The sequence below is a fragment of the Mesorhizobium sp. M0060 genome, from assembly GCF_040323155.1.
In the GTDB taxonomy this organism is placed as follows: Bacteria; Pseudomonadota; Alphaproteobacteria; order Rhizobiales; family Rhizobiaceae; genus Mesorhizobium.
This window is the reverse complement of the sequence record NZ_JAMYUP010000001.1, coordinates 161,536-183,261: the sequence shown is the minus strand read 5'-3', so window position 1 is coordinate 183,261 and position 21,726 is coordinate 161,536. Positions and strand designations below refer to the sequence as shown.

Annotated in this window: 19 protein-coding genes; 5 read left to right on the top strand and 14 right to left on the bottom strand. The window is 62.8% G+C overall.

Annotated elements, in window-relative coordinates:
* Window positions 1-98 precede the first annotated feature (98 nt).
* The 10 genes from NKJ94_RS00915 to NKJ94_RS00870 all read right to left on the bottom strand — a co-directional run bounded on the left by NKJ94_RS00915 (window position 99) and on the right by NKJ94_RS00870 (window position 12,242).
* Entirely contained in the window at window positions 99-1,496 is a 1,398-nt protein-coding gene (locus tag NKJ94_RS00915) for an NAD(P)(+) transhydrogenase (Re/Si-specific) subunit beta (RefSeq protein WP_352522524.1), read from the bottom strand.
* Window positions 1,497-1,502: 6 nt separating this feature from the next.
* On the bottom strand, window positions 1,503-1,925 hold the full coding sequence (locus tag NKJ94_RS00910; protein ID WP_502895988.1) for a proton-translocating transhydrogenase family protein: 423 nt from the start codon (window positions 1,923-1,925) through the stop codon (window positions 1,503-1,505).
* Entirely contained in the window at window positions 1,925-3,187 is a 1,263-nt protein-coding gene (locus NKJ94_RS00905) for a Re/Si-specific NAD(P)(+) transhydrogenase subunit alpha (protein ID WP_352522522.1), read from the bottom strand. Before NKJ94_RS00905 ends, NKJ94_RS00910 begins: the two co-directional genes overlap by 1 nt.
* Before the next feature lie 81 nt (window positions 3,188-3,268).
* A complete protein-coding gene (locus NKJ94_RS00900; protein ID WP_352522521.1) occupies window positions 3,269-3,493 on the bottom strand; it encodes an aa3-type cytochrome c oxidase subunit IV in 225 nt (74 codons plus the stop codon).
* Window positions 3,494-3,731: 238 nt separating this feature from the next.
* On the bottom strand, window positions 3,732-3,881 hold the full coding sequence (locus NKJ94_RS00895) for a DUF3096 domain-containing protein (protein WP_013528205.1): 150 nt from the start codon (window positions 3,879-3,881) through the stop codon (window positions 3,732-3,734).
* A gap of 118 nt (window positions 3,882-3,999) precedes the next feature.
* A complete protein-coding gene (locus tag NKJ94_RS00890) occupies window positions 4,000-4,782 on the bottom strand; it encodes an N-acyl amino acid synthase FeeM domain-containing protein (protein WP_023676258.1) in 783 nt (260 codons plus the stop codon).
* A 150-nt stretch (window positions 4,783-4,932) separates the two neighbouring features.
* The gene (locus NKJ94_RS00885; protein WP_352522520.1) at window positions 4,933-7,254 is read right to left on the bottom strand and encodes a putative bifunctional diguanylate cyclase/phosphodiesterase; all 2,322 of its coding nucleotides are present in this window, start codon (window positions 7,252-7,254) and stop codon (window positions 4,933-4,935) included.
* 152 nt (window positions 7,255-7,406) lie between these two features.
* The gene (locus NKJ94_RS00880; protein WP_352522519.1) at window positions 7,407-10,886 is read right to left on the bottom strand and encodes an indolepyruvate ferredoxin oxidoreductase family protein; all 3,480 of its coding nucleotides are present in this window, start codon (window positions 10,884-10,886) and stop codon (window positions 7,407-7,409) included.
* Between the two features lie 224 nt (window positions 10,887-11,110).
* Window positions 11,111-11,641, bottom strand: coding sequence for a hypothetical protein (locus tag NKJ94_RS00875; protein ID WP_352522518.1), 531 nt, complete (start codon window positions 11,639-11,641; stop codon window positions 11,111-11,113).
* The gene (locus NKJ94_RS00870) at window positions 11,634-12,242 is read right to left on the bottom strand and encodes a CGNR zinc finger domain-containing protein (RefSeq protein WP_352522517.1); all 609 of its coding nucleotides are present in this window, start codon (window positions 12,240-12,242) and stop codon (window positions 11,634-11,636) included. The genes NKJ94_RS00875 and NKJ94_RS00870 overlap by 8 nt, the downstream gene beginning before the upstream one ends.
* Before the next feature lie 75 nt (window positions 12,243-12,317).
* Between NKJ94_RS00870 and NKJ94_RS00865 the strand changes: the two genes are divergently transcribed.
* The 4 genes from NKJ94_RS00865 to NKJ94_RS00850 all read left to right on the top strand — a co-directional run bounded on the left by NKJ94_RS00865 (window position 12,318) and on the right by NKJ94_RS00850 (window position 16,824).
* Window positions 12,318-13,223, top strand: a complete 906-nt coding sequence (locus NKJ94_RS00865; RefSeq protein WP_352522516.1) for a branched-chain amino acid ABC transporter permease — start codon at window positions 12,318-12,320, stop codon at window positions 13,221-13,223.
* 205 nt (window positions 13,224-13,428) lie between these two features.
* A complete protein-coding gene (locus tag NKJ94_RS00860; protein ID WP_352522515.1) occupies window positions 13,429-14,013 on the top strand; it encodes a TRAP transporter small permease subunit in 585 nt (194 codons plus the stop codon).
* Window positions 14,013-15,785, top strand: a complete 1,773-nt coding sequence (locus NKJ94_RS00855; RefSeq protein ID WP_352522760.1) for a TRAP transporter large permease — start codon at window positions 14,013-14,015, stop codon at window positions 15,783-15,785. Before NKJ94_RS00860 ends, NKJ94_RS00855 begins: the two co-directional genes overlap by 1 nt.
* A gap of 16 nt (window positions 15,786-15,801) precedes the next feature.
* On the top strand, window positions 15,802-16,824 hold the full coding sequence (locus NKJ94_RS00850) for a zinc-dependent alcohol dehydrogenase family protein (protein ID WP_352522514.1): 1,023 nt from the start codon (window positions 15,802-15,804) through the stop codon (window positions 16,822-16,824).
* A gap of 66 nt (window positions 16,825-16,890) precedes the next feature.
* On the opposite strand, the gene NKJ94_RS00845 is transcribed toward NKJ94_RS00850, so the two are convergent.
* On the bottom strand, window positions 16,891-18,000 hold the full coding sequence (locus NKJ94_RS00845) for a TRAP transporter substrate-binding protein (RefSeq protein ID WP_023718055.1): 1,110 nt from the start codon (window positions 17,998-18,000) through the stop codon (window positions 16,891-16,893).
* A 284-nt stretch (window positions 18,001-18,284) separates the two neighbouring features.
* On the opposite strand from NKJ94_RS00845, the gene NKJ94_RS00840 reads away from it, so the two are divergent.
* On the top strand, window positions 18,285-19,058 hold the full coding sequence (locus tag NKJ94_RS00840; protein WP_352522513.1) for a gamma-glutamyl-gamma-aminobutyrate hydrolase family protein: 774 nt from the start codon (window positions 18,285-18,287) through the stop codon (window positions 19,056-19,058).
* Window positions 19,059-19,132: 74 nt separating this feature from the next.
* Here the strand turns inward: NKJ94_RS00840 and NKJ94_RS00835 are convergent, their stop codons facing one another.
* From NKJ94_RS00835 to NKJ94_RS00825, 3 genes are all read right to left on the bottom strand, one after another.
* Window positions 19,133-19,525 carry a hypothetical protein gene (locus NKJ94_RS00835; RefSeq protein WP_352522512.1) on the bottom strand — a complete coding sequence of 131 codons (393 nt, stop codon included), beginning with the start codon at window positions 19,523-19,525 and terminating at the stop codon, window positions 19,133-19,135.
* Between the two features lie 156 nt (window positions 19,526-19,681).
* Window positions 19,682-20,665, bottom strand: coding sequence for a 2-hydroxyacid dehydrogenase (locus tag NKJ94_RS00830; protein ID WP_352522511.1), 984 nt, complete (start codon window positions 20,663-20,665; stop codon window positions 19,682-19,684).
* Complete coding sequence (locus NKJ94_RS00825) at window positions 20,662-21,684, bottom strand: LacI family DNA-binding transcriptional regulator (protein WP_352522759.1); 1,023 nt, start codon at window positions 21,682-21,684, stop codon at window positions 20,662-20,664. Before NKJ94_RS00825 ends, NKJ94_RS00830 begins: the two co-directional genes overlap by 4 nt.
* Between the last annotated feature and the right edge of the window lie 42 nt (window positions 21,685-21,726).

Genomic DNA, 21,726 nt, shown 5'->3' with positions numbered 1-21,726 from the left:
ATCGTAACTTCAGAACCGGTAACAGCCAAGAAAAAGCCCGGCGCGAAGCCGGTCTGTATTCGACGACCGACCGGCAGTGAGTTGGCAACGACGCCGTTTCAGTGATCCATCGCCTTGACGATCTCTTCGGTCATCTTCTTGGCGTCGCCGAGCAGCATCATGGTGCCGTCCTTGTAGAACAGCGCATTGTCGATACCGGCATAGCCGGAGCCGAGCGAGCGCTTGACGAACAGGCAGGTGCGGGCCTTGTCGACGTCGAGGATCGGCATGCCGTAGATCGGCGACGATTTGTCGTCGCGGGCGGACGGGTTGGTGACGTCGTTGGCGCCGATGACATAGGCGACGTCGGCTTGCGCGAATTCGGAGTTGATGTCCTCGAGCTCGAACACTTCGTCGTAAGGCACGTTGGCTTCGGCGAGCAGCACGTTCATGTGGCCGGGCATGCGGCCGGCCACCGGGTGGATCGCGTATTTGACGTCGACGCCATTGGCCTTGAGCTTGTCGGCCATCTCGCGCAACGCATGCTGCGCTTGCGCCACCGCCATGCCGTAGCCCGGCACGATGATGACCTTCTGCGCGTTCATCATCAGATAGGCGGCGTCGTCGGCCGAGCCCTGCTTGACCGTGCGCTCGATGCCGTCATCGGCAGCTGCGGCCGTCTCGCCGCCGAAGCCGCCGAGAATGACCGAGATGAAGCTTCGATTCATGCCCTTGCACATGATGTAGGACAGGATCGCACCGGACGAGCCGACCAGCGCGCCGGTGATGATCAGCGCCAGATTGCCGAGCGTGAAGCCGAGTGCCGCCGCTGCCCAACCCGAGTAGGAATTGAGCATCGAGACGACCACCGGCATGTCGGCGCCGCCGATCGGGATGATCAGCAGGACGCCAAGGACAAGCGAGGCCACGACGATCAGCCAGAACACCAGCTTCGACTCGGTGGTGACCAGCAGGACGATCAATACGACGAGCGCGATGCCAAGCGCGGCGTTGATGAAGTGGCGGCCGCCGATCATGATCGGCTTGCCCGACATGCGGCCGTCGAGCTTGAGGAAGGCGATGACCGAGCCGGTGAAGGTGATGGCGCCGATGGCGACGCCAAGGCTCATCTCGATCAGAGCCTGGGCGTGGATATCGTTTACCGTGCCGATGCCGAAACTTTCAGGCGCGTAGATGGCGGCGGCCGCCACCATGACGGCGGCAAGGCCGACCAGAGAGTGGAAGGCGGCAACCAGCTGCGGCATCGAGGTCATGGCGATGCGCCGCGCGGTGACCGCGCCGACCGAGCCGCCGATCAGCAGACCGAGCACGATCAGGCCGAAGCCTCCCGCGGATGGGGTCGCCAGCGCCAGCGTCGTGGCGATGGCGATGCCCATGCCGATCATGCCGTACATGTTGCCCTGGCGGCTGGTGGTCGGGTGCGACAGGCCGCGCAACGCCAGGATGAAGAGGATGCCGGAGACCAGATAGAGGAAGGAGGCAAAGTTGGCGTTCATAGCGCTCTACTTTTCCTTCTTCTTGTACATGGCCAGCATGCGCTGGGTGACGAGGAAGCCGCCGAAGATGTTGACCGAGACCAGCACCAAAGCAACGAAGCCGAAACCAGTGGCGATGCCGGAGGCAGAGATGCCGACGGCCAGCAGCGCACCGACGACGATGACTGAGGAAATCGCGTTGGTGACCGCCATCAGCGGCGTGTGCAGCGCCGGTGTGACCGACCAGACGACGTAATAGCCGACGAAGATCGCCAGCACGAAGATGGCGAAGCGGAAGACGAAGGGATCGATCGCCCCGCCGGACAGCGCGTGCGCGGCGTCGGCGGCGGCCTCAGTGCCGGGAGCGGTGGCCAGGTTCTGTACCGCGAGCCGGACGGCAGCTGTCGCCTGGTCGAGCTGGTCGAGGGCTTTCTGCAGGGTCTGGTCCATCACGCGATCCCCCCGGTGGTCTTTGGCTTCCTTGAAGCGGCCGGTTTCTTCGCAGCCGGTTTGGCCGAAGCGTCGGCAACCATCGTCTTGGCCGGAATGGCCGGCGGTTCGACGCGCGGCTCTTGCTCAGCCCTGACGAAAGCAGGATGAACGACCTTGCCGCCATTCGTCAGCATCGTCGCCTTGACCAGTTCGTCGTCGCGGTTGACGGCAAGCGTCTTCGTCGCCTTGTCGACCAGCGTCTCGAGGAAGGCATAGAGGTTTCTCGCATAGAGCAGCGAAGCGGAGGCCGCGACGCGACCGGGAACGTTGAGATGGCCGACGATCTTTACCCCGTTGGCCGTGGTCACCACCTGCCCCGGCACGGCGCCCTCGACATTGCCGCCGCGCTCGACCGCGAGGTCGACGATCACCGAGCCGGGTTTCATCGAAGCGACCATCGCCGCCGATACCAGCTTCGGCGCGGGCCGGCCGGGTATCAGCGCCGTGGTGATGACGATGTCCTGCTTGGCGATGTGCTCGGCGGTAAGCGCCGCCTGCTTGGCCTGATACTCCTTTGACATTTCCTTGGCGTAGCCGCCGGCCGTCTCGGCCGCCTTGAACTCCTCGTCCTCGACCGCCAGGAATTTTGCGCCGAGCGAGGCAACCTGCTCCTTGGCGGCCGGGCGCACGTCGGTGGCGGTGACCACGGCGCCGAGGCGGCGCGCGGTGGCGATGGCCTGCAGACCGGCGACGCCGACGCCCATGATGAAGGCCTTCGCCGCCGGTACCGTGCCGGCCGCGGTCATCATCATCGGCAACGCCCGGTCATATTCGCCAGCCGCGTCGATCAATGCCTGATAGCCGGCGAGGTTCGCCTGGCTGGATAGGACGTCCATCGACTGGGCACGGGTGATGCGCGGCATGAACTCCATGGAAAAGGCAGTAACACCGGCCTTTGCCAGCGCGGCAACGGCAGCATCGTTGCCATATGGATCCATGATGGCAATGACGGCAGTGCCCGGCCGATAGGCTTTCAGCTCGGCCTCGCTCGGCCGGCGCACCTTCAGCACGACATCAGCCCTGGAAACATCGCCGGCCTTACCGATCGCGGCGCCCGCCTTGGCAAACTCCTCGTCGGGAATGCGCGACGCCGTTCCGGCGCCGGCTTCGACGACCACGTCGAAACCCAGTGCCGTCAGCCGTTTCACCGTGTCGGGCGAGGCCGCGACGCGCGGCTCGTTCGCGTCAAGCTCACGAGGGATGAAAACCGTCTGTCCCACCGCATGATCCTTTCGGCCGGAACCCGTTACCCAAGACGCCGACCGGCCCCCGGCGGCGCCCTCGACAAAGGTTGGAGGAGTCTACCGGAGAATAAAGGCGCCGACGGCAAGGATCAGAACGAACAGGATAGTCCCCGAGAAGAAACCGCCCACGAAGAAGCCGAACGCCATGGCCAGAAGCACGGCGGCGCAAAATAGCGATCCATATTTGGCCAGCATCACAAAGCCGGCATAGGTGCGGTCGTGCTCGGCATAGTCCATCTTCGCGCCCAGTTCGACAGGACCGGTCGGCGTGTGTTCAGCCATAGGAATACCCCTTCGAAGACATCTTTCAGGCACATAGCGAAAAGCCGCGTCAAGGGCAATGGCGCTATTGCCGCATCGCCGCAGCCAACTGTCTCAAGCGAAACTGGAAATCGCTGCGTCAATGATGTGGCGCAACATGCGCAGCGGTCTTATGACTGACCCGAGCCTGAAAACGAGGCGGGGCGGAGCGCGGCGATACCAATCACAATGGATGGCAGGTCCGCTATTGCCGATGTCGTTAGCCGGCGAGATGCGGGAACAACCCGAGCAGGCCGACAACGATCAGATAAAGGGCGACGATATAGTTGAGCAGCCGCGGCATCACCAGGATCAGCACGCCTGCAATCAGCGAGATAAGTGGAGTAAGGGCGAGCGTCGAAATGGTCATATCGGTTCCTTTGATCGGATCGCTGTCGAAGCGATGCTTGGCGGATGTCAGACATGCCGACCTACCACCAGCACCCTTGCCAGAACGCCGAAGCAACCGGAAGGCTCCATGATCTCGTTCAGGCGGCTTCGCGAAAATACTTGGCGGTGGGCAGGATGGTCAGCGGCGCGAGTTCGCCGGCACCGGGCGTATCGAACAACATGCGCTGCTCCATTGGCGTCGAACGGAAGAACGGAAAGCGAGCGTAGGTTTCATTCTTGATCGCCAGGACATCGGCTTGATAAAGCAGCGCGAAACAGTTGATCACGCCGGCATAGGGCCGCGCATCGCCAATCGGTCGCGCCCGATAGATGCGCTTGTAGAAAGCCGCATGGTCCTCGCGGATCATGGATATGCAATAAGGCGCGCCGAAATGGAAGCAAGCCATGCCCGCAAGGCGCAGCGTCACATACGGGATCTGCGGGTAAAGCCGTGACCATTCGGCGTCCACGGCAAAACGGCTCGGGTCGATAAAGACTTCGCCGGCCGCCAGACGCGGCATCAACAAGTCCTTGTAGACGCTGAGCGCTGGTGATGTGGCGTTATCAGCAGACACGTTATGCAGGCGCATTGTGCTGACCAGCCGCCCCTCGATGTAGATTCCGAACGTATGGCAATTGGGCAGTTCGTCAAACTCGTCATGGACCTGACGGGACGCATTCTCGGGCACCAGATCGTTCATCCGATAGGAATTGTAGCGCAGCCTGTAAATGCTTTCGAAGTCCTCGCCGCTTTCACAGCGTCGGTACTCCGTCCGGTCAAGCAGCGCATAAACATGTTGCGCGAAGCTGGACATGGTCTCGGACGCATCTTTCCCACCAGCGCCCGCCGCATGGCCGAGCGAACTCAACTGGGCACACATGAACTCTATTCCCCGCGATTACCGCCACCAGCCGACACTACGGACGGGTCATGAGATGTAAAGATGAAAATAAGTAGGAGCTCGTTTACCGCTCGTTAAGGTTAACAATTAATAAAATTATACTAAAATACGCGGTTTTTCAGCGCGAAGTCAGCGCCGCGGCGCCTTCCTTGCCGTCTGGATGTCCTTGGCGAAGGGCCAGACGGTGCTCGACATCGTCTCGATGCCGGACGCGCTGAGTGCCGACCCGAACAGAAAGCCCTGGACCATGTCCGGCTTGACCTGCAATGCTAGGATCTTGAGCTGTTCGAAGGTCTCGACACCTTCGACGGTAACCGAAAGTCCCAGCGGCCGTGACAGGTTGACGATGCCCTTGAGCAATTCGAGCGACCGGCTGTTCTGAGTGACATCCATCAGGAACGAGCGATCGATCTTTATTTTGTCGAGCGGCAGTTTGTGGAGATAGCTGAGGCTCGAATACCCGGTACCGAAATCGTCGAGCGCAATGCGCACGCCGAGCCGCTTCAACTCCTCGATATATTGGCGTGTCAGCGACTTGTCGTCGAGCAGCGCCGTCTCGGTGACCTCGATCTCCAGACGTCCGGCGGAGAGACCGGATTCGGCCAGCGCGTCGCGAACCTTCTGGATGACATCACGGTTGCGGAAATCCTTGGCCGAGAGATTGACCGACACGCTGGTCTGGGCCGGCCATTTGGCGCATTCCGTGCAGGCCGCATGCAGGACGAAGGTGCTGATGTCGGAAATAATCCCCATTTCCTCCGCCAGCGGAATAAAGATACCGGGGGAAATCGGCCCGAGATCGGGATGATCCCAGCGGCACAGCGCTTCGCAACTGGCGATACGCATGGTGCTCATCGCCACGATCGGCTGATAGACCACCCGCAATTCGTTGTTTTCCACGGCGCTGCGCAGGTCCGCCTTCATCAGCTGACGGCTGCGGAAGGCGGCGTCCATCGAGGCCTCGAACAGCCGCCAACCGTTCTTGCCAAGCTCCTTGGCCTTGTAGAGTGCAAGGTCGGCTTTGACGATCATGGCGTCAACGTCGGTATCCTTGACCCGCGACAGCACCGCGCCGCCGCTGGCCTGGATGCGTAATCCGTGGCCGGCGACATCGACCTCGCCCTGTAGATTGACAAAGATCTCATCAACCTGGCCGGTCAGGTGGCTTTCATCCTCGATGCGCTCGAAGAAGATCATGAACTCGTCGCCGCCGAAGCGGCTGACGGTGATGCCTGGCCCAGCGACTGCCGCCAGCCGCTCGGCAACGGCGTAGATCAAGCCGTCGCCAACCGGATGGCCAAGCGTGTCGTTGACGCTCTTGAAATCATCGAGATCGAGCACCACCAGCCCGCAGAGACGCTCGGGGTCGCCCGATTCCATGGATTCCACGACCAGTTCGTGGAAGTAGGCGCGGTTGGGCAGGCCGGTGAGACTGTCGTAGCGCGCCATGAAGCGGATCTTGTCTTCCGCCTCGACCCGGGCGGTCACATCCTCGAAAGTGACGACGCCCAGTTCCTGGCTGCCTTCGCGCGCCGAAAATTCATAGTGCTGGCCGTTGGTGAGCGAGACCAGAACCTTGCGGTCGCGGCCCTCGCGCAACGCACGCGTCAGCTGGGCTTCGATGTAACGGCAATCTTTCGGCGCCAGCATGCCGCCGGCAGCGCCGCGCATCAGCAGACCGTGGATCGAGCGGCCTAGCAGCGCATCGGCCGATTTGAGCGACATCAGGTGCGCGGCTTCGGCATTGGCCACCGCCACCCGGCCGTCGGGACCAAGCATGACAAGGCCATGCGACATGGTGTTGAGCGCGCGGTTGAAACGCTGCGCGATGCGGTTCGCCTTCTTTTCCTCCGACAGGGCGGTAAACAGGACTTCGCGGACGATGTCGGCGAACCGCTTGATCGCAAACAGAAAAGGGGCCGACATCAGACCGAGGATGATGTGGTAGATATCGCCGCGCAGGATAAAGCCAAGCGATATGGGCCATGTGGTGGTTATGATAAAAATCATGACCATGCGCGGCGACCCATAATTGCGGCCGGCAATCGACGTGACCGATGCCAGAGTGACGCAGACAGAGGCTATTTCGGCATAGTTGTCGTGGCTGTCATTTGCCAGATAGATACTGACGAAACAGAACGCGCCAAGCATGAAACCATGCATCGAACCGAAAATTATGTAATCGTTTTCGCGATCATGGGCTTCTTCCCACGTCGTCGGGGAAGGAAGTCGCCCATATTTTCGGATGTTGCGAAGGCGCAGAGTACCGACAATGATGAGCCCAGCGGCAACTAGAAGATACGCCAAGTCCATGGTCTTCCAATAGACCAGAATGACGAGGAGTGTCTGCGCAACAAGGCCGATCGACAGCGTGAACCCGTCGCGAAACAGCGTTTCCACGAACGGAATGTAAACGTCGACCGGAATCTCGTTTTTTCGTCTCAGATTCACGCCTGGATCCCAACCCTGGGGAACCCAGCAGTGTCACATTGGCCTTAAGAAAGGTTTAGAGCAGCGGTTTGGGCTCTATTGGCATTCATTGGTGACGCAGCGGAAGCGGGGAAACTACAGTTCAGGTAAACAAGGCGTATCACAGCGCTGAATTATTCGGCGGCTTGAAGTTGCGGCCGCAGCGGCGCCGTCGAGAGGCGGTCGAGCAGACGCTGGCGTTCGCCGGCGGCTTTTTCGGCACTGGCCTGCTTGACGTGGCCAAAGCCGCGGATGAGCGCTGGTACCGAAACAAGCGCGGCAGCGGCCTCGATCTTGCCCGGCGCCAGCGCGCCGGCGACAAGCTCCAGGTCGGCTTCATAGAGGGCAAGAAGCTGCCGCTCCATACGCCTCTCGGCGCTGTAGCCGAACAGGTCGAAAGCCGTGCCGCGCAGGCCCTTCATCGCCGCCAGCAGGCGGAACCCGTTCATCATCCACGGGCCAAAGCTCGATTTCTTCGGCTTGCCGTCACTGCCGCGCCTGCCCATGATCGGCGGTGCGAGATGGAATTCAAGCTTGCCGTAGCTCTGGAACTGCTTTGCGAGCTCTGCGGCAAAGGAGCCGTCCGTATAAAGCCGCGCCACCTCGTATTCGTCCTTGATCGCCATCAGCTTGAACAGGTTCTTTGCGGCAGCCTCGGTCACCACGGTCGACCCGGGCACAGCATTGGTTTCGGCCTTGCGCAGCGCCGCCAGTCTGTCGGCATAGCGCTTGCCATAGGCGGCGTTCTGATAGGCGGTCAGGAAGGCGACGCGGCGAGCAATGATATCGTCCAGCGTCTCGGCAATGGCGGCATGCTGCGTGGCCTTGCCCGGCTGGGCGAGAAGGCTGCGGACGAAATCCGGCTGGTGGGCGGCGCGGCGGCCCCAGCGAAATGCTGCGACGTTCATAGCCACCGCCTCGCCGTTGAGTTCGATCGCCTTCTCGACCGCCTCGGCCGACAGCGGCAGGCCGCCGTGCTGGAAGGCGAAGCCGAGCATGAACATGTTGGCGCCGAGCGAGCTGCCGAACAGCGCGGTGGCGGTGCGGGTGGCGTCGAAGAAATGCGTCTTGTTGTCGCCCGCGGCGGTTCGTATCGCTTTCTTCAGCCGCTCTACAGGCAGTAAGAAATCGGCCGAACGGGCGAACTCGCCCGGCATGATCTCGGCGGTGTTGGCGAGGAAGATGGTATGGCCCTCGCGCACCGCGGCCAGCACCTTCTTGGCACCCGAAACGACGAGATCGCAGCCAAGCACAAGGTCGGCTTTGCCGGCCGATACGCGAATGGCGTGGATGTCGTCCGGCGTGCGGGCTATGCGGACATGGGTGAACACCGAGCCGCCCTTCTGGGCGAGGCCGGCCATGTCGATCATGCCGCAGCCCTTGCCTTCGAGGTGCGCGGCCATGCCGAGCACCGCGCCGATGGTGACGACGCCGGTGCCGCCGACACCGTCGATGATCGCCGCCCAGCCTTGTTCACCGAGCGGAAATTGCGCCGGCACCGGCACCCCTGCGAGCGGGTCGGCTGCGCCGGCGATGGCTTCGGCTTTCCTGATCTTGGCGCCGTGCACGGTGACGAAGGACGGGCAAAAACCGTTGACGCAAGAGAAGTCCTTGTTGCAGCTCGACTGGTCGATCTTGCGCTTCCGGCCGAATTCGGTTTCGACCGGCTGGATCGAGACGCAATTCGACTGCACGCCGCAATCGCCGCAGCCTTCGCAGACCAGTTCGTTGATGAAGACGCGCTTGTCGGGATCGGGGAAGGTGCCGCGCTTGCGGCGGCGGCGCTTCTCGGCGGCGCAGGTCTGGTCGTAGAGCAGCACCGAGACGCCCTTGACCGCGCGCAACTCGCGCTGGACGAGGTCGAGGTCGTCTCGGTGGTGGATGGTGGCGCCAGCGGGAAATTCCACCTTGCCGGCATATTTGTCCGGCTCGTCGGTGACGATGGCGATGCGCTCGACGCCTTCGGCGCGCACCTGCCTGGCGATCATGTCCACCGTCAGGCCGCCCTCGTGCGGCTGGCCGCCGGTCATGGCGACGGCGTCATTGTAGAGGATCTTGTAGGTGATGTTGGCGTCGGTCGACAGCGCGAAGCGAATCGCCAACACACCCGAGTGGTTGTAGGTGCCGTCGCCGAGATTCTGGAAGATGTGCTCGCGCTTCGAGAACGGCGCCTGGCCGACCCATTGCGCGCCCTCGCCGCCCATGGCGGTGAAGCCGACGGTGTTGCGGTCCATCCACAGCGCCATGAAATGGCAGCCGATTCCGGCGGCGGCGAGCGAGCCGTCCGGCACCTTGGTCGAGGAATTGTGCGGGCAGCCGGAGCAGAAGAAGGGCGTGCGCGAGGCAACGTCTGACGTGTCGGCGAGCATCGCCTGGAACTGGCGCAATTTCGCTACCCGCGCGGCGATCTCCTCCGACGGGCCGATCGTTCTCAAGATCCTCTCGCCGAGCGCGATGGCGATGTCGTTGGGGTCGAGCGCGCCCTTGGCCGGGAACAGCCAGTCGCCGCGCTCGTCCTTCTTACCGACTATGACCGGCTGCGTGGCGGTGCCGTAAAGGTTCTCGCGCAACTGCACCTCGATCAGCGAGCGCTTCTCCTCGACGACGACGATGGTGTCGAGGCCGCGGGCGAAGTCGGCAATGTGCTGCAGGTCGAGCGGCCACGGGCAGCCGACCTTGAACAGCCTGATCCCGATACGATTGGCGACCGCCTCGTCGATGCCGATATCTTCCAGCGCCTGACGAACGTCGAGATAACTCTTGCCGATGGTGACGATGCCAAGCTTGGGGCTGCGGCCGCCTGAATAGACGATCCGGTTCAGCCCATTGGCATGAATGAAGGCCGAGGCGGCGGCGCGCTTGTATTCATGCAACCGCTCCTCCTGGCCGAGCATGTCGATCTCGTTGCGGATGTTGAGGCCGCCGGGCGGCATGTCGAAGTCCGGCACGACGATGTTCAGCCGTTCGAGCGCTGCATCGACCGAGGCCGTCGATTCGACGTTGTCCTTGACGCATTTGATCGCCGCCCAGGTGCCGGCAAAACGCGACATGGCAAACCCGTAGAGACCGTAATCGATGATCTCCTGGACACCGGCCGGATTGAGGATCGGCACCATGGTGTCGACGAACAGGAACTCGGTGGCATGCGCGTTGGTCGAGGATTCGGCCATATGGTCGTCACCCATCAGGGCCAGCACGCCGCCATGTCTGGATGAGCCGGCGAGATTGGCGTGGCGGAACACGTCGCCGGAGCGGTCGACGCCCGGACCCTTGCCGTACCAGACCGAAAAGACACCGTCATGCGTGCCCTCGCCCAACAATTCGGCCTGCTGCGAGCCCCAGCAAGCGGTGGCGGCGAGCTCCTCGTTGAGACCGGGCTGGAAGACGATGTCCGACTGCGCGAGCTGGTTCTTCGCCTTCCACAGCTGCATGTCGAGGCCGCCGAGCGGCGAGCCGCGATAGCCGGAGACGAAACCGGCGGTGTTCAGGCCAGCCCGGCGGTCGCGCTCGCGCTGCATCAGAAGCATGCGGATGACCGCCTGGGCGCCCGACAGGAAGATACGCTCCTTTGCCAGGTCGAACTTGTCGTCTAGCGCGACATTGTGCAGCGTCATCAGGCATTTCCTGTGCGGAGGCCCCGCCTAGAGGTGCGCGGCCAACGTCGGAGTCGAGTGCCTACAGTCTTTCTTCCCTTGCCGGGGAGGTCAAACAAAATCGAAGGTGCAACGCGGTGCGCAACAAATGATCCGTGCGCGGCCGGGTGGCGCCACGAAACGCCTGTCGGGCAGGATGGCCGAGCACGAAAATTCCGGCGACGGTCAGTGCCGCTGGTGACGCATCATGCAGCCTTTGGGCAACTGGGCTTCGGTTCGCCGGGAAGCTTGCCGTCGACATGGCCGGCCAGGTCCTTGTTGAGCTCGTAGACCGGCCCGACCACCAGAGGCCGGTCAGGCAGCACCGACTGGTCGAGCGAGGACGTCAGCGTCGTCTCGAAACTCTGCAGCAGCTTGCCGCTGGAATCCTCGATGCGGATCGACACCGCATAGGGCTTGTCCTTGACGACGCAAGTGAGCGGCGGGCTGGTGAGCGTCACATGCGGCAGCTTCGGCCATATCTTCTGGTTAACGATGATCGGATCACCGCCGGCCGGGTTCTGGAAGGAGACCACGGCGACCTGTCCCTCACCCACTGGCCGCAGCGGATTGAGGGTGATGACGTAGGTGGCGATACCCAGCCGGTAGTTGAACTCGAACAGCTTCCCGGAAATGGCGAACAACTGGTCCTTGCCGGAATCACGGCAAGCGCCAAGCACGGCTGTCGCAAACAACGCCGCGCCGACAACGATCGCGCGCCAAAATATTTTAGACATTGATGACCTCCCTGGCCGCCGTCCGGCGGCGATAGTGACGGTTTGCCTTCTGGCGGTTGCCGCATACCGCCATGTCGCACCAAAGGCGGCTGGAATTGCGGCTTCGGTCGACAAACAGCCAGCTGCAATTGGGACATATCCTCAGCCTGGCGATGGTGTCGTCGCGCAGCAGCGACAGCGCCGAGATGGCCAGCGCTACCTCGAAGGCGACCGGCGTCGCCGCATCGCCGAACGGTTTTCCCGGCGCACCGATTTCGGTGCGGCTTTGTGCGAGGCCATCGGCGCAGGCTTCCAGGAATTCAGGCATGTCGCCGGTGGCGATCGCACCTTTCGACACCGCACGGCGAAACAGCCGATCGGTCGTCTCCCGGATCGACAGCACCATCGGCGCGATCTTTTCAGGCACCGGCGCTTCGAGCCGCCTGCCGCCGAGCTCAACGGCGCGAAAGCTGCTCGCGGCTTCGGCAAAGCGGGCGATCTCGGCCGGATCTTCGAAACGATCGAAGATTTTCTCCGGATCGTTCCGCAAAACGACCGTGTTCGCCGTGTCGAGCGCAAGCATCCCGCCGGTGAAGCGGTGCGGGGTCCAGGGTACTGTCATATGGCGAAATCTAACCGATAAATCGCGTTTGACAAGTTAGATTCCGGGTGCAACGCTCGTGACGGAGGCGACCGCATGCTCTATTTCTTCCAGCAGGTTCTAAACGGGCTGCATTCGGGCGCGCTCTACGCATTGCTTGCCTTCGGCTACGTGCTGACCAACGGCATCCTGCACCGCACCAATCTTGCCTATGGGGCGCTGTTCGCCTTTTGCGGGCATACAATGATCCTCACCGCGGCGTTCGGCTATCAGGCGCTGTGGCTGACGCTGTTTGCATCGGTCGCGCTTGGCGTAGCTGCGGCGTTCCTTTATGCGGCGCTGCTCAGCCATGTCCTGTCGCGAAGCATCTTCGAACCGTTGGCCGACCGTTCGCCCAACGCCATCGTGGTGACGACGCTCGGCATATTGCTGGTCTTGTCGGAAGCCAGCCGTATCGCCGCCGATACCCATGACCTATGGTTGCCGCCAATGCTGGCCCAGACCATCGTCTTCGCGCAGAATGCCAGCTTCAAGGCGACGTTGACGCTGATCCAATTGCTCGATTGCGCCGCCGTGCTGGCGGCCATCGCACTGGCTGCATGGGGCTTCGCATATTCGAGCTTCGGTCGGAGCTGGCGCGCCGTATCCGACGATCCCAAGGCGGCGGCGATGTGCGGCGTCGATGTCCGCGCGGTGTTCCGGCGCGCGGTGCTTTTCGGCGGCCTTTGCGCTGCGCTGGCCGGGGTGCTTGCCGGCTTCTACTACGGCAACATCAGCTTCGGCACTGGTCTGGTCTACGGGTTGAAGATCCTGTTCGTGACGGCAGTGGGCGGCTATCTCTCGCCGCTCCGGGCGGCACTGGGCGCGGCCGCTTTCGGCATGGCCGAATCACTATGGGCCGGCTATTTTCCGCTCGAATGGCGGGACGGCTGGATGTATCTGTTCCTCGTCGCCATGCTTGTGCTGATCGGCGCCGGGCGCGACCAACAGAAGATCGCCTGAACCACATCAGACTTTGGTTGGATGAAAGCGCCGCATCTCCTTGGACATGCAAAGGACGCAGCAGCATTTTTGCCGGCCCTCACCTCACAACTGTGTTTATGCGGGCTATCCCGTGTTGACCCGCCGGACCACGCACTGCATACCGTTGGGCCACAGCGACGCGGCGGACAGGGAACCGGCGCGCTCTGACACAAGGGAGGAATGCATGGCAGGGCTTCTCGCTCTATCCAGGGCCATTGACCGTTTGAACGAGTTCATCGGCAAATGGGTATCGTGGCTGATCCTGTTGGCAATCCTGGTAAGCGCCGCCAATGCCGTCATCCGCAAGGTGTTCGACATGTCGTCGAACGCCTGGCTGGAACTGCAGTGGTATCTGTTCGGCGCCGCCTTCATGCTGGCCGCCGCCTACACGCTGAAGCAGAATGACCATATCCGCATCGATATCGTCTACGGCATGTTCTCGCGCCGCGTGCAGCACTGGATCGACCTTTTCGGTCACGTCTTCTTCCTGATGCCGTTCGTGATGTTGATGGTGGTCTATTTTGTTCCCTATGTGTCGCTGTCGTATCGCAGCGGCGAGATGTCGAACAATTCCGGCGGGCTGATCATCTGGCCGGCGAAGGCGATCCTGCTGGTCGGCTTTTTCCTGCTCGCGCTGCAGGGCATTTCCGAAATCATCAAGAAAATTGCCATCATACGCGGCCAAATGGACGATCCCACTCCGTTCATATCGGTGCACGAGCAAGCCGAACTCGAAGCGAAGGCGCTCGTCGAAGAGGTGCGCTCGTGATCGAGTTCATCGCCCAGAACATGGCGCCGATCATGTTCGCCTCGCTGATCTTCTTCCTGCTGATCGGCTACCCCGTCGCCTTCTCGCTCGCCGCCAACGGTCTGATGTTTTTCTTCATCGGCGTGCTGCTGTCGCCCTATTCGGGTGGCTCGATCAATCTCGCCTGGCCGTTGCTGCACGCGTTGCCGGACAATTTCTACGGCAGCCGGGTGATGTCGAACGATACGCTGCTGGCGATCCCGTTCTTCACCTTCATGGGCATCGTGCTCGAACGGTCCGGGATGGCCGAAGACCTGCTCGACACGATCGGCCAGTTGTTCGGACCGGTCCGCGGTGGCCTGGCCTACGCCGTGATCTTCGTCGGCGCGCTGCTTGCCGCGACGACTGGCGTGGTGGCGGCTTCCGTCATTGCCATGGGACTGATTTCGCTGCCGATCATGCTGCGCTATGGCTACGACCGGCGGCTGGCGTCCGGCGTCATTGCCGCGTCCGGGACGCTCGCCCAGATCATCCCGCCGTCACTGGTGCTGATCGTCCTGGCCGACCAGCTCGGCCGCTCGGTCGGCGATATGTACAAGGGCGCGCTGATCCCCGGGCTCATTTTGACCGGCATCTACATGCTCTACATCCTGCTCATGTCGATCTTCCGGCCGAAGTCGATGCCGGCACTGCCGCTGGAGGCCCGCACGTTCGGCCACGGTGTGCTGTCGCTGCTGGCGGCGCTGCTGGCGGCGGTGGTGGTTTCCTATGCGGCGTATCGCTACCTCGCGCCGAACCATGGCGGCAACGCCGATATCCTCGGCGCCACCATCGGCGTGATCTTCATCTATGTCATGGCGATAATCGATCAGCGCCTGAAGATCAACGTCATGTCGAGGCTGGCGCAGCAGGTGATCATCGTGCTGATCCCGCCACTGGCGCTGATCTTCCTGGTGCTGGGCACCATCTTCCTCGGCATCGCCACGCCGACGGAAGGCGGCGCCATGGGCGCCGTCGGTGCGCTGGCGATGGCGGCGATGAAGGGCCGGCTGTCGCTCGACGTGGTCAAGCAGGCGCTGGCTTCGACGACGCGGCTGTCGTCCTTCGTGCTGTTCATCCTGATCGGCGCGCGGGTGTTCTCGCTGACCTTCTACGGGGTCAATGGCCACATCTGGGTCGAGCACCTGTTGACGTCGCTGCCGGGCGGTGAAGTCGGTTTCCTGATTGGCGTCAACATCCTCGTCTTCGTGCTCGCCTTCTTCCTCGACTTTTTCGAGCTTGCCTTCATCATCGTGCCGCTTTTAGCGCCGGCGGCCGACAAGCTCGGCATCGACCTGATCTGGTTCGGCGTGCTGCTCGGGGTCAACATGCAGACCAGCTTCATGCATCCGCCCTTCGGCTTCGCGCTGTTTTATCTGCGCTCGGTCGCCGCGCGCGTGCCCTATCTCGACCGGCTCACCGGCAAGCAGATCGCGCCGGTCACCACCGGCCAGATCTATTGGGGCGCAGTGCCGTTCGTCTGTATCCAGGTCATCATGATCGGCCTGACCATCGCCTTCCCGCAGATGGTGATGCACTACAAAGGCACCGTCGTCGATCCGGCGACCATCAACTTCCAGGTGCCGGAAATGCCCAGCCTGTCGCCTCTCGGCACGCCACCGGTCGGTGGCAGCACGGCACCCGCTGCGCCCGGTGCGCAGGATCTGTCGCAGCCACCGAGCTTCGATGAAAAACCCCCTGCGAAACCGGCGGCACCGGCAACCGATCTGTCGCAACCACCGAGTTTCAAGTGACGAAGGCCGGGCAGCCATGAAGGCGGTGCGACTGGAGCGAGTGGGCGGCCTAGCCGTGCGCGAGGTCGAGAAACCTACCGCCGGGCCGGACGAGCTGCTGGTGCGGATCGAGGCGTGCGGTGTCTGCGGCACCGACCGGCATCTTTTCCATGGCGAATTCCCGTGCACGCCGCCGGTGACGCTCGGGCATGAATTCTCCGGCATCGTCGAGGCGATCGGATCTGCCGTATCCGGCTTTTCCGCTGGCGACCGCGTTACCGGCGATCCCAACATCGCCTGCGGGCGCTGTGCGCATTGTCAGGCAGGCCGGGTCAATCTCTGCGGCAATCTGCGCGCCATCGGCATCCATCGCGATGGCGGCTTTGCCGAATATCTTGTCTTGCCGCAGAAGCAGGCCTTCGTTTTGCCGGGCAATCTGAAGCCGACGCATGGTGCGTTCTGCGAGCCGCTCGGTTGCTGCCTGCATGGCGTAGACCTTGCCGCGATCCGGCCAGGCTCGTCGGTCGCCGTGCTCGGCGGCGGCGTGATCGGCCTGCTGACGGTGCAATTGGCGAAGCTCGCCGGGGCGACGACCATCATCCTGTCGACGCGTCAGGCCTCACGGCGGGCTCTTGCCGAGCAACTTGGCGCAACGGCGACGGTCGATCCCAGCGCTTCCGACGTCACCGATGTGATCGTCGGACCGTCGGGCTTGATGCCGGGCGGTGTCGACGTGGTGTTCGAATGCGCCGGCGTGAAAGAGACAGTCGAGCAGGCGATGCGGCTGGCCAAAGCGGGCGGCACGATTGTCGTCGTCGGCGTGATGCCGCAAGGCATGAAAGCGGCGTTCGAACCGTTCGACCTGCTGTTTCGGGAGTTGAAGGTCCTGGGCTCGTTCCTCAATCCCTTTACCCATCGCCGCGCGGCCGATCTCATCGCCTCGGGTGCCATCGAGGTCGACAGGCTGATATCGCGACAAGTCGGGCTCGACGAGGCGGCGGCGGTCATTGCCAACCCGCCTGCGCCAGGTGAGGTCAAAGTCCTGGTGATGCCCGGCTGACCGCAAACGGAATGCACTGCGGCGCCGGTGTCCCGAAGGAACGCCGGCGCCGCAGAGCAGCGAAGGTCAGAGCTTGCCGTTGCGCTGCTGGACCATCATGAAGGTGTCGTAATTGTATTCGGCCACCTGCGCCCAGAGATAATGCTCCTTGCGGAACGCCTTGATCGAGTCCCAGATCTTCTTGAACGGCGCGTTCGAGGCTTCCATCTCGGCATAGACCTCGTTGGCCTTTTCGAAGCAGGCGGCCATGATCTCCTGGCTGAACGGGCTCAACTTGGCGCCGCCGGCCACCAGCCGCTTCACCGCCGCCGGGTTGAGATAGTCGTATTTCTGCAGCATGTTGGCGTCGGCCGCTTGAGCGGCAGTATGCACCAGCGACTTGTAAGCCGGCGAAAGTTCGTCGTATTTCGCCTTGTTGAACATCAGATGGACGGTCGGTCCACCTTCCCACCAGCCGGGATAGTAGTAATAGGGCGCAACCTTGTAGAAGCCGAGCTTCTCGTCATCATAAGGGCCAACCCATTCGGCGGCATCGATCGTGCCTTTCTCCAGCGCCGGATAAATGTCGCCACCGGCGATCTGCTGCGGAACCACGCCGAGCCTTTGCACCACTTTGCCGGCAAAACCACCGATACGCATCTTGAGGCCGGAAAGGTCGGCGACCGTTTTGATCTCTTTGCGGAACCAGCCGCCCATCTGCACGCCGGTATTGCCGCCCGGCAGCCCGAACAGACCCTGCGTCGCCAGGAACTCGTTGAACAGATCGATGCCGCCGCCATGATAGTGCCAGGCGTTGATGCCGCGCGCGTTGAGCGAGAACGGAACCGCCGCTCCCAGCGCCCAGGTCGGGTCCTTGCCCCAGTAATAGTATGCCACCGTATGGCAGGCCTCCACGGTGCCGGCAGTGGTGGCGTCGGCGGCCTGCAGGCCGGGAACGAGTTCGCCGGCCGCAAAGACCTGAACCTGGAAGTTGCCGTCGGTCGCCTCCGACAGCATCTTGGAAAAGACTTCGGCGCCGCCATAGATCGTATCGAGCGACTTCGGGAAGGACGACGCCAGCCGCCAGGTCACTTTCGGATTGGACTGGGCGATGGCCGGCGCAGCAAGTGTCGCGGCAGCGGCCGCAGCGCCGAAACCGGTGGTGCCGGCCTTGCGGATGAACGAACGACGATCCATGAAGTTCCTCCCTTTTGGATCAACTGACCGACATTCGGGACGCTTCGGCGCCCGGATCGGCTTCGAGCCGACAATACACAGGCAAGGAGTCGAGTCCAGCGCGGCAGCCCGGTTTGAGTGGCGCATTTCGGGGAAATTCACGGCGTTGGGGCAGATCTTGCAACTATAGTCTAAGGTCGATTAACTGGCCTACGCGACACGCCGAAACTTGCCATGGAAATGCGCCTTCGGATCGCCTATTTTGCAGGCAGATAATTCGTTGCACCCGATGGGATCCGGACCAAATGCACCAGCCGCTCGTCGCCATATCGACCGACGTTCGCCAGTTCGACAATTACACCTGGCATGCCGCTCCGCAGCAATATCTTGAAGCGGCGCTTTCGGGTGCAGGCGTGTTCCCGCTGCTCGTACCGTCGTTCGGCGACCGGCTCGACTTCGATGAGCTGCTTTCCGCCGTCGACGGCGTCATGGTCACCGGTTCGAAGTCCAACGTCCATCCCTCGCTCTATGGCGGTGACGCCAGCGAAGCCGACGGCCCCTACGATCCCGCCCGCGACGCCACGACGCTGCCGTTGATCCGCAGGGCTGTGGAGCGCGGGGTGCCGTTGCTCGCCATCTGCCGCGGCATCCAGGAGATGAATGTGGCACTGGGCGGCACTCTTGCCACTGAAATTCAGGAACGCGACGGTTCGCTCGACCATCGAGCGCCGGCAAGCGACAATCAGGATGAGCGTTTCGCCATCCGCCAGACGATTTCGATAAAACCCGGCAGCTGCCTGGCCGGGATCTTCGGCGCCGGCGACATCATGGTCAATTCGGTGCATCGCCAGGCGGTCGACCGGCTTGGGCCGAAGCTGCAGGTCGAGGCGGTCGCCGCCGACGGCACTGTCGAAGCCGTTTCGGTGCGCGATGCACCGGCTTTCGCCGTTGGCGTCCAGTGGCATCCCGAATACTGGGTCAAGTCGGACAGCAACTCGGCAAAGATATTCCGTGCATTCGGCGATGCGGTGCGCCTGCATGCTGCCGCAAAATCCGGCGCGCGCGCCGCGGCAGAATAATCCCGCCGCGCTCGTCAGTCGCCGCTATTGTATGACCATGATCTTTTCCGAAAACCGGTTTCCACTTTTCGGGATCACGGTCTGGCCGCCAGCGTCAGCAGCGGCAGCGCCGGTGCATAGGATTCGTAGCCGTCGCCGTCAGCGACCGAGAACATGACGATCGGATCGGTGCCGTCGGCGCTGAAGGTGACCGTGCCGTCATCCTGCTCTCGCCAGAACTTCGCCTGCTCGACGCCCGGCAACACCCGGCGGCAATTCGCGGCGACCGTCAACAGCGACAAACCTTGCGAAATCTCGGCGCCGCGGCTGACTGCACAAGACGCCTCGTCGCCATTGGCGGTAAGCCTGTAGTTGCCGGACGACGGCGCTGTCTCGTTGGCTGCGAGGCTTTCTCCGCTACCGGCGTAAAACAGCTGGGCGCAGCCGAACAGCGCGGCGACCGCCAGCAATCCGGGAAGCGTTTTCATCCTTTTTTCTCCGCGCATTCCAAGCGCGCCGCGTTCCAAGAGATCAGGAGGCGCGCTTCATCTTGCTCTCATGTCGCTGTCAGGCGGACATACACGAGCGAAGGATCAGAATGATTCCGAAGGGTTAAGCTGAAGTTAACAAATATGGCAGGCCGCTCAGGACCTCGCCTGGAGGTTTGCGGTCTCCGGTACCGGCGTCAGCGCCCTGCGCTGCGAAAACCATGAAACCAGATTGTCGACGCACAGATCCGCCATGGCGCGGCGGGTGTGCTGCGAGGCCGAGCCGACATGTGGCAAAAGCGAGGTGTTGGGCGCGGCAAGCAACGCCTCTGGCACATTCGGCTCGTCGGCAAAGACGTCTAGCCCGGCAGCGGCGATGCTGCCGCTGGCAAGTGCGGCGGCAAGGGCTGGTTCGTCGACCGTGCTGCCGCGGCCGATATTGACGAAGACGCCGTTCGGCCCAAGGGCCGAGAGGATTTCGGCATTGACCGCCCGTTCCGTCGAGGCCCTGCCGGGCGCCACCGAGATCAGTGTGTCGACCGCCTCGGCGAGACCTTTCAGCGTCGGGTGATAATCATAGGACAGGCCTTCGACGCGGCGCCGGTTGTGATAGGCGATGGGCAGTCCGAAAGCGTCGAGCCGGCGGGCAATGGCGAGGCCGATGCGGCCCATGCCGAAGATGCCGACATGGCGGCCGCGCAAGGTCAGCCGGCTTAGTGGATAGTTGCCGTTGCGCAGCCAACTGCCGTCGCGCAGCCAAGTCTCGGCGCGCGGCAATTCGCGAACGGTGTTGATCAACAGCCCGATCGCCGTGTCGGCGACCTCCTCGGTCAGCACATCCGGCGTGTTGGTGACCATGATGCCGCGCTGTGCGGCGTGGCGGACGTCAACCGAATCATAGCCGACGCCGAAATTGGCGATGATCTCGAGCTTCGGCAGCGCATCCATCAATGCAGCGGTTATGCCGCCAAAGGCGGCAATGCCGCGCACAGTGCGGCGCATCTCGTCGGTGACCAGCGACGGATCGGCGCGTTCGATCCAGACGCGGCTGAACGCCCCGTCGATGCGGCCGACGGCATGGTCGTTGAAATGGCCCGGCACCAGAATGGCAACCGCTTGCTGCTGTTCGGCTTTTGTCATGCCCGCTCCACCGGTTTGCCGGTCGACTGGCGCACGTGCAGTTCCGGCTTGATCAGTTCCTGCGACGGCCGCACCGTCTGTCCGTTTAGCTTGTCGAGCAGCGCGCTGGCGGCGCGGCGGCCGACCTCGCGCTGGCCGTTCCAGACAGTGGTCAGCGCCGGCGTCGCGATCGCCGCCTCCTCGAGGTCGTCATAGCCGGTGACGGAGATGTCGATGCCCGGCACCAGCCCGGCGCGCGCGATGCCGTTCATCAGGCCGATGGCGACGAGGTCGTTCCAGCAGCAGGCCGCGGTCGGCCTGTCCTTCAGCGCCAGGAACTGCCCGGCGGCCTCGAAGCCGGCCTGCTTGGTGCGCGGGCCGACGATGCGCCAGGACGGCCTGACCTCAAGCCCGGCCGCCTCCATGGCGTTGACATAACCCTGGTAGCGGTCGCGGCCGGTCGAGGTCTGGTCGGTGCCGCCGATCATGGCAATGCGCTTGTGGCCAAGCGAAATCAAATGATTGGTGGCAAGCCCGGTGCCATAGGCATCGTCGCCGCGAAAGACCGGCACGTCGGCACCTTCGACGGTGCGTGCAATCAGCACTGCCGGAAGACCGTTTTCCTCGGCCATGATTATGTCTTCGGGCGGTGTGCCGATGGCTGGCGACATGATGACGCCGTCGGCGCCGAGCTGCAGAAGCGTGTCGATGAAGGTGCGCTGTTTCTCGAGCTGGTCGTAGTGGTTCGACAGGATGAAGGTCTGCCGGCTGCGGTCGAGCTCGCTCTCGATCGAACGCAATATCTCGGCAAAGAAGGGGTTCATGATGTCGTGGACGACGACGCCGACAATGCCCGAGCGCGAGGTGCGCAGGCTGGCGGCGCGGCGGTTGTAGATATAGCCGATGGCGCGTGCATGTTCCTTGATGCGGTCGCGGGTGCCGCCGGCGACCAGCGGGCTGTCGCGCAAGGCCAGCGAGACCGTGGCCGTGGACACGCCCAGCGCATCCGCGATGGTCGAAAGCTTGATCTTCTGTGCCAGCGCCCTGCGCTCCCGAAGCAATTTAAACTGTTTAAAGGCCGG

Bases quoted from the DNA above. Each gene is read 5' to 3' on its own strand.
- NKJ94_RS00915 (WP_352522524.1), bottom strand. From the start codon at position 1,496: ATGAACGCCAACTTTGCCTCCTTCCTCTATCTGGTCTCCGGCATCCTC.
- NKJ94_RS00910 (WP_502895988.1), bottom strand. From the start codon at position 1,925: ATGGACCAGACCCTGCAGAAAGCCCTCGACCAGCTCGACCAGGCGACA.
- NKJ94_RS00900 (WP_352522521.1), bottom strand. From the start codon at position 3,493: ATGGCTGAACACACGCCGACCGGTCCTGTCGAACTGGGCGCGAAGATG.
- NKJ94_RS00895 (WP_013528205.1), bottom strand. From the start codon at position 3,881: ATGACCATTTCGACGCTCGCCCTTACTCCACTTATCTCGCTGATTGCA.
- NKJ94_RS00890 (WP_023676258.1), bottom strand. From the start codon at position 4,782: ATGTGTGCCCAGTTGAGTTCGCTCGGCCATGCGGCGGGCGCTGGTGGG.
- NKJ94_RS00880 (WP_352522519.1), bottom strand. From the start codon at position 10,886: ATGACGCTGCACAATGTCGCGCTAGACGACAAGTTCGACCTGGCAAAG.
- NKJ94_RS00875 (WP_352522518.1), bottom strand. From the start codon at position 11,641: ATGTCTAAAATATTTTGGCGCGCGATCGTTGTCGGCGCGGCGTTGTTT.
- NKJ94_RS00870 (WP_352522517.1), bottom strand. From the start codon at position 12,242: ATGACAGTACCCTGGACCCCGCACCGCTTCACCGGCGGGATGCTTGCG.
- NKJ94_RS00865 (WP_352522516.1), top strand. From the start codon at position 12,318: ATGCTCTATTTCTTCCAGCAGGTTCTAAACGGGCTGCATTCGGGCGCG.
- NKJ94_RS00860 (WP_352522515.1), top strand. From the start codon at position 13,429: ATGGCAGGGCTTCTCGCTCTATCCAGGGCCATTGACCGTTTGAACGAG.
- NKJ94_RS00850 (WP_352522514.1), top strand. From the start codon at position 15,802: ATGAAGGCGGTGCGACTGGAGCGAGTGGGCGGCCTAGCCGTGCGCGAG.
- NKJ94_RS00845 (WP_023718055.1), bottom strand. From the start codon at position 18,000: ATGGATCGTCGTTCGTTCATCCGCAAGGCCGGCACCACCGGTTTCGGC.
- NKJ94_RS00840 (WP_352522513.1), top strand. From the start codon at position 18,285: ATGCACCAGCCGCTCGTCGCCATATCGACCGACGTTCGCCAGTTCGAC.
- NKJ94_RS00835 (WP_352522512.1), bottom strand. From the start codon at position 19,525: ATGAAAACGCTTCCCGGATTGCTGGCGGTCGCCGCGCTGTTCGGCTGC.
- NKJ94_RS00830 (WP_352522511.1), bottom strand. From the start codon at position 20,665: ATGACAAAAGCCGAACAGCAGCAAGCGGTTGCCATTCTGGTGCCGGGC.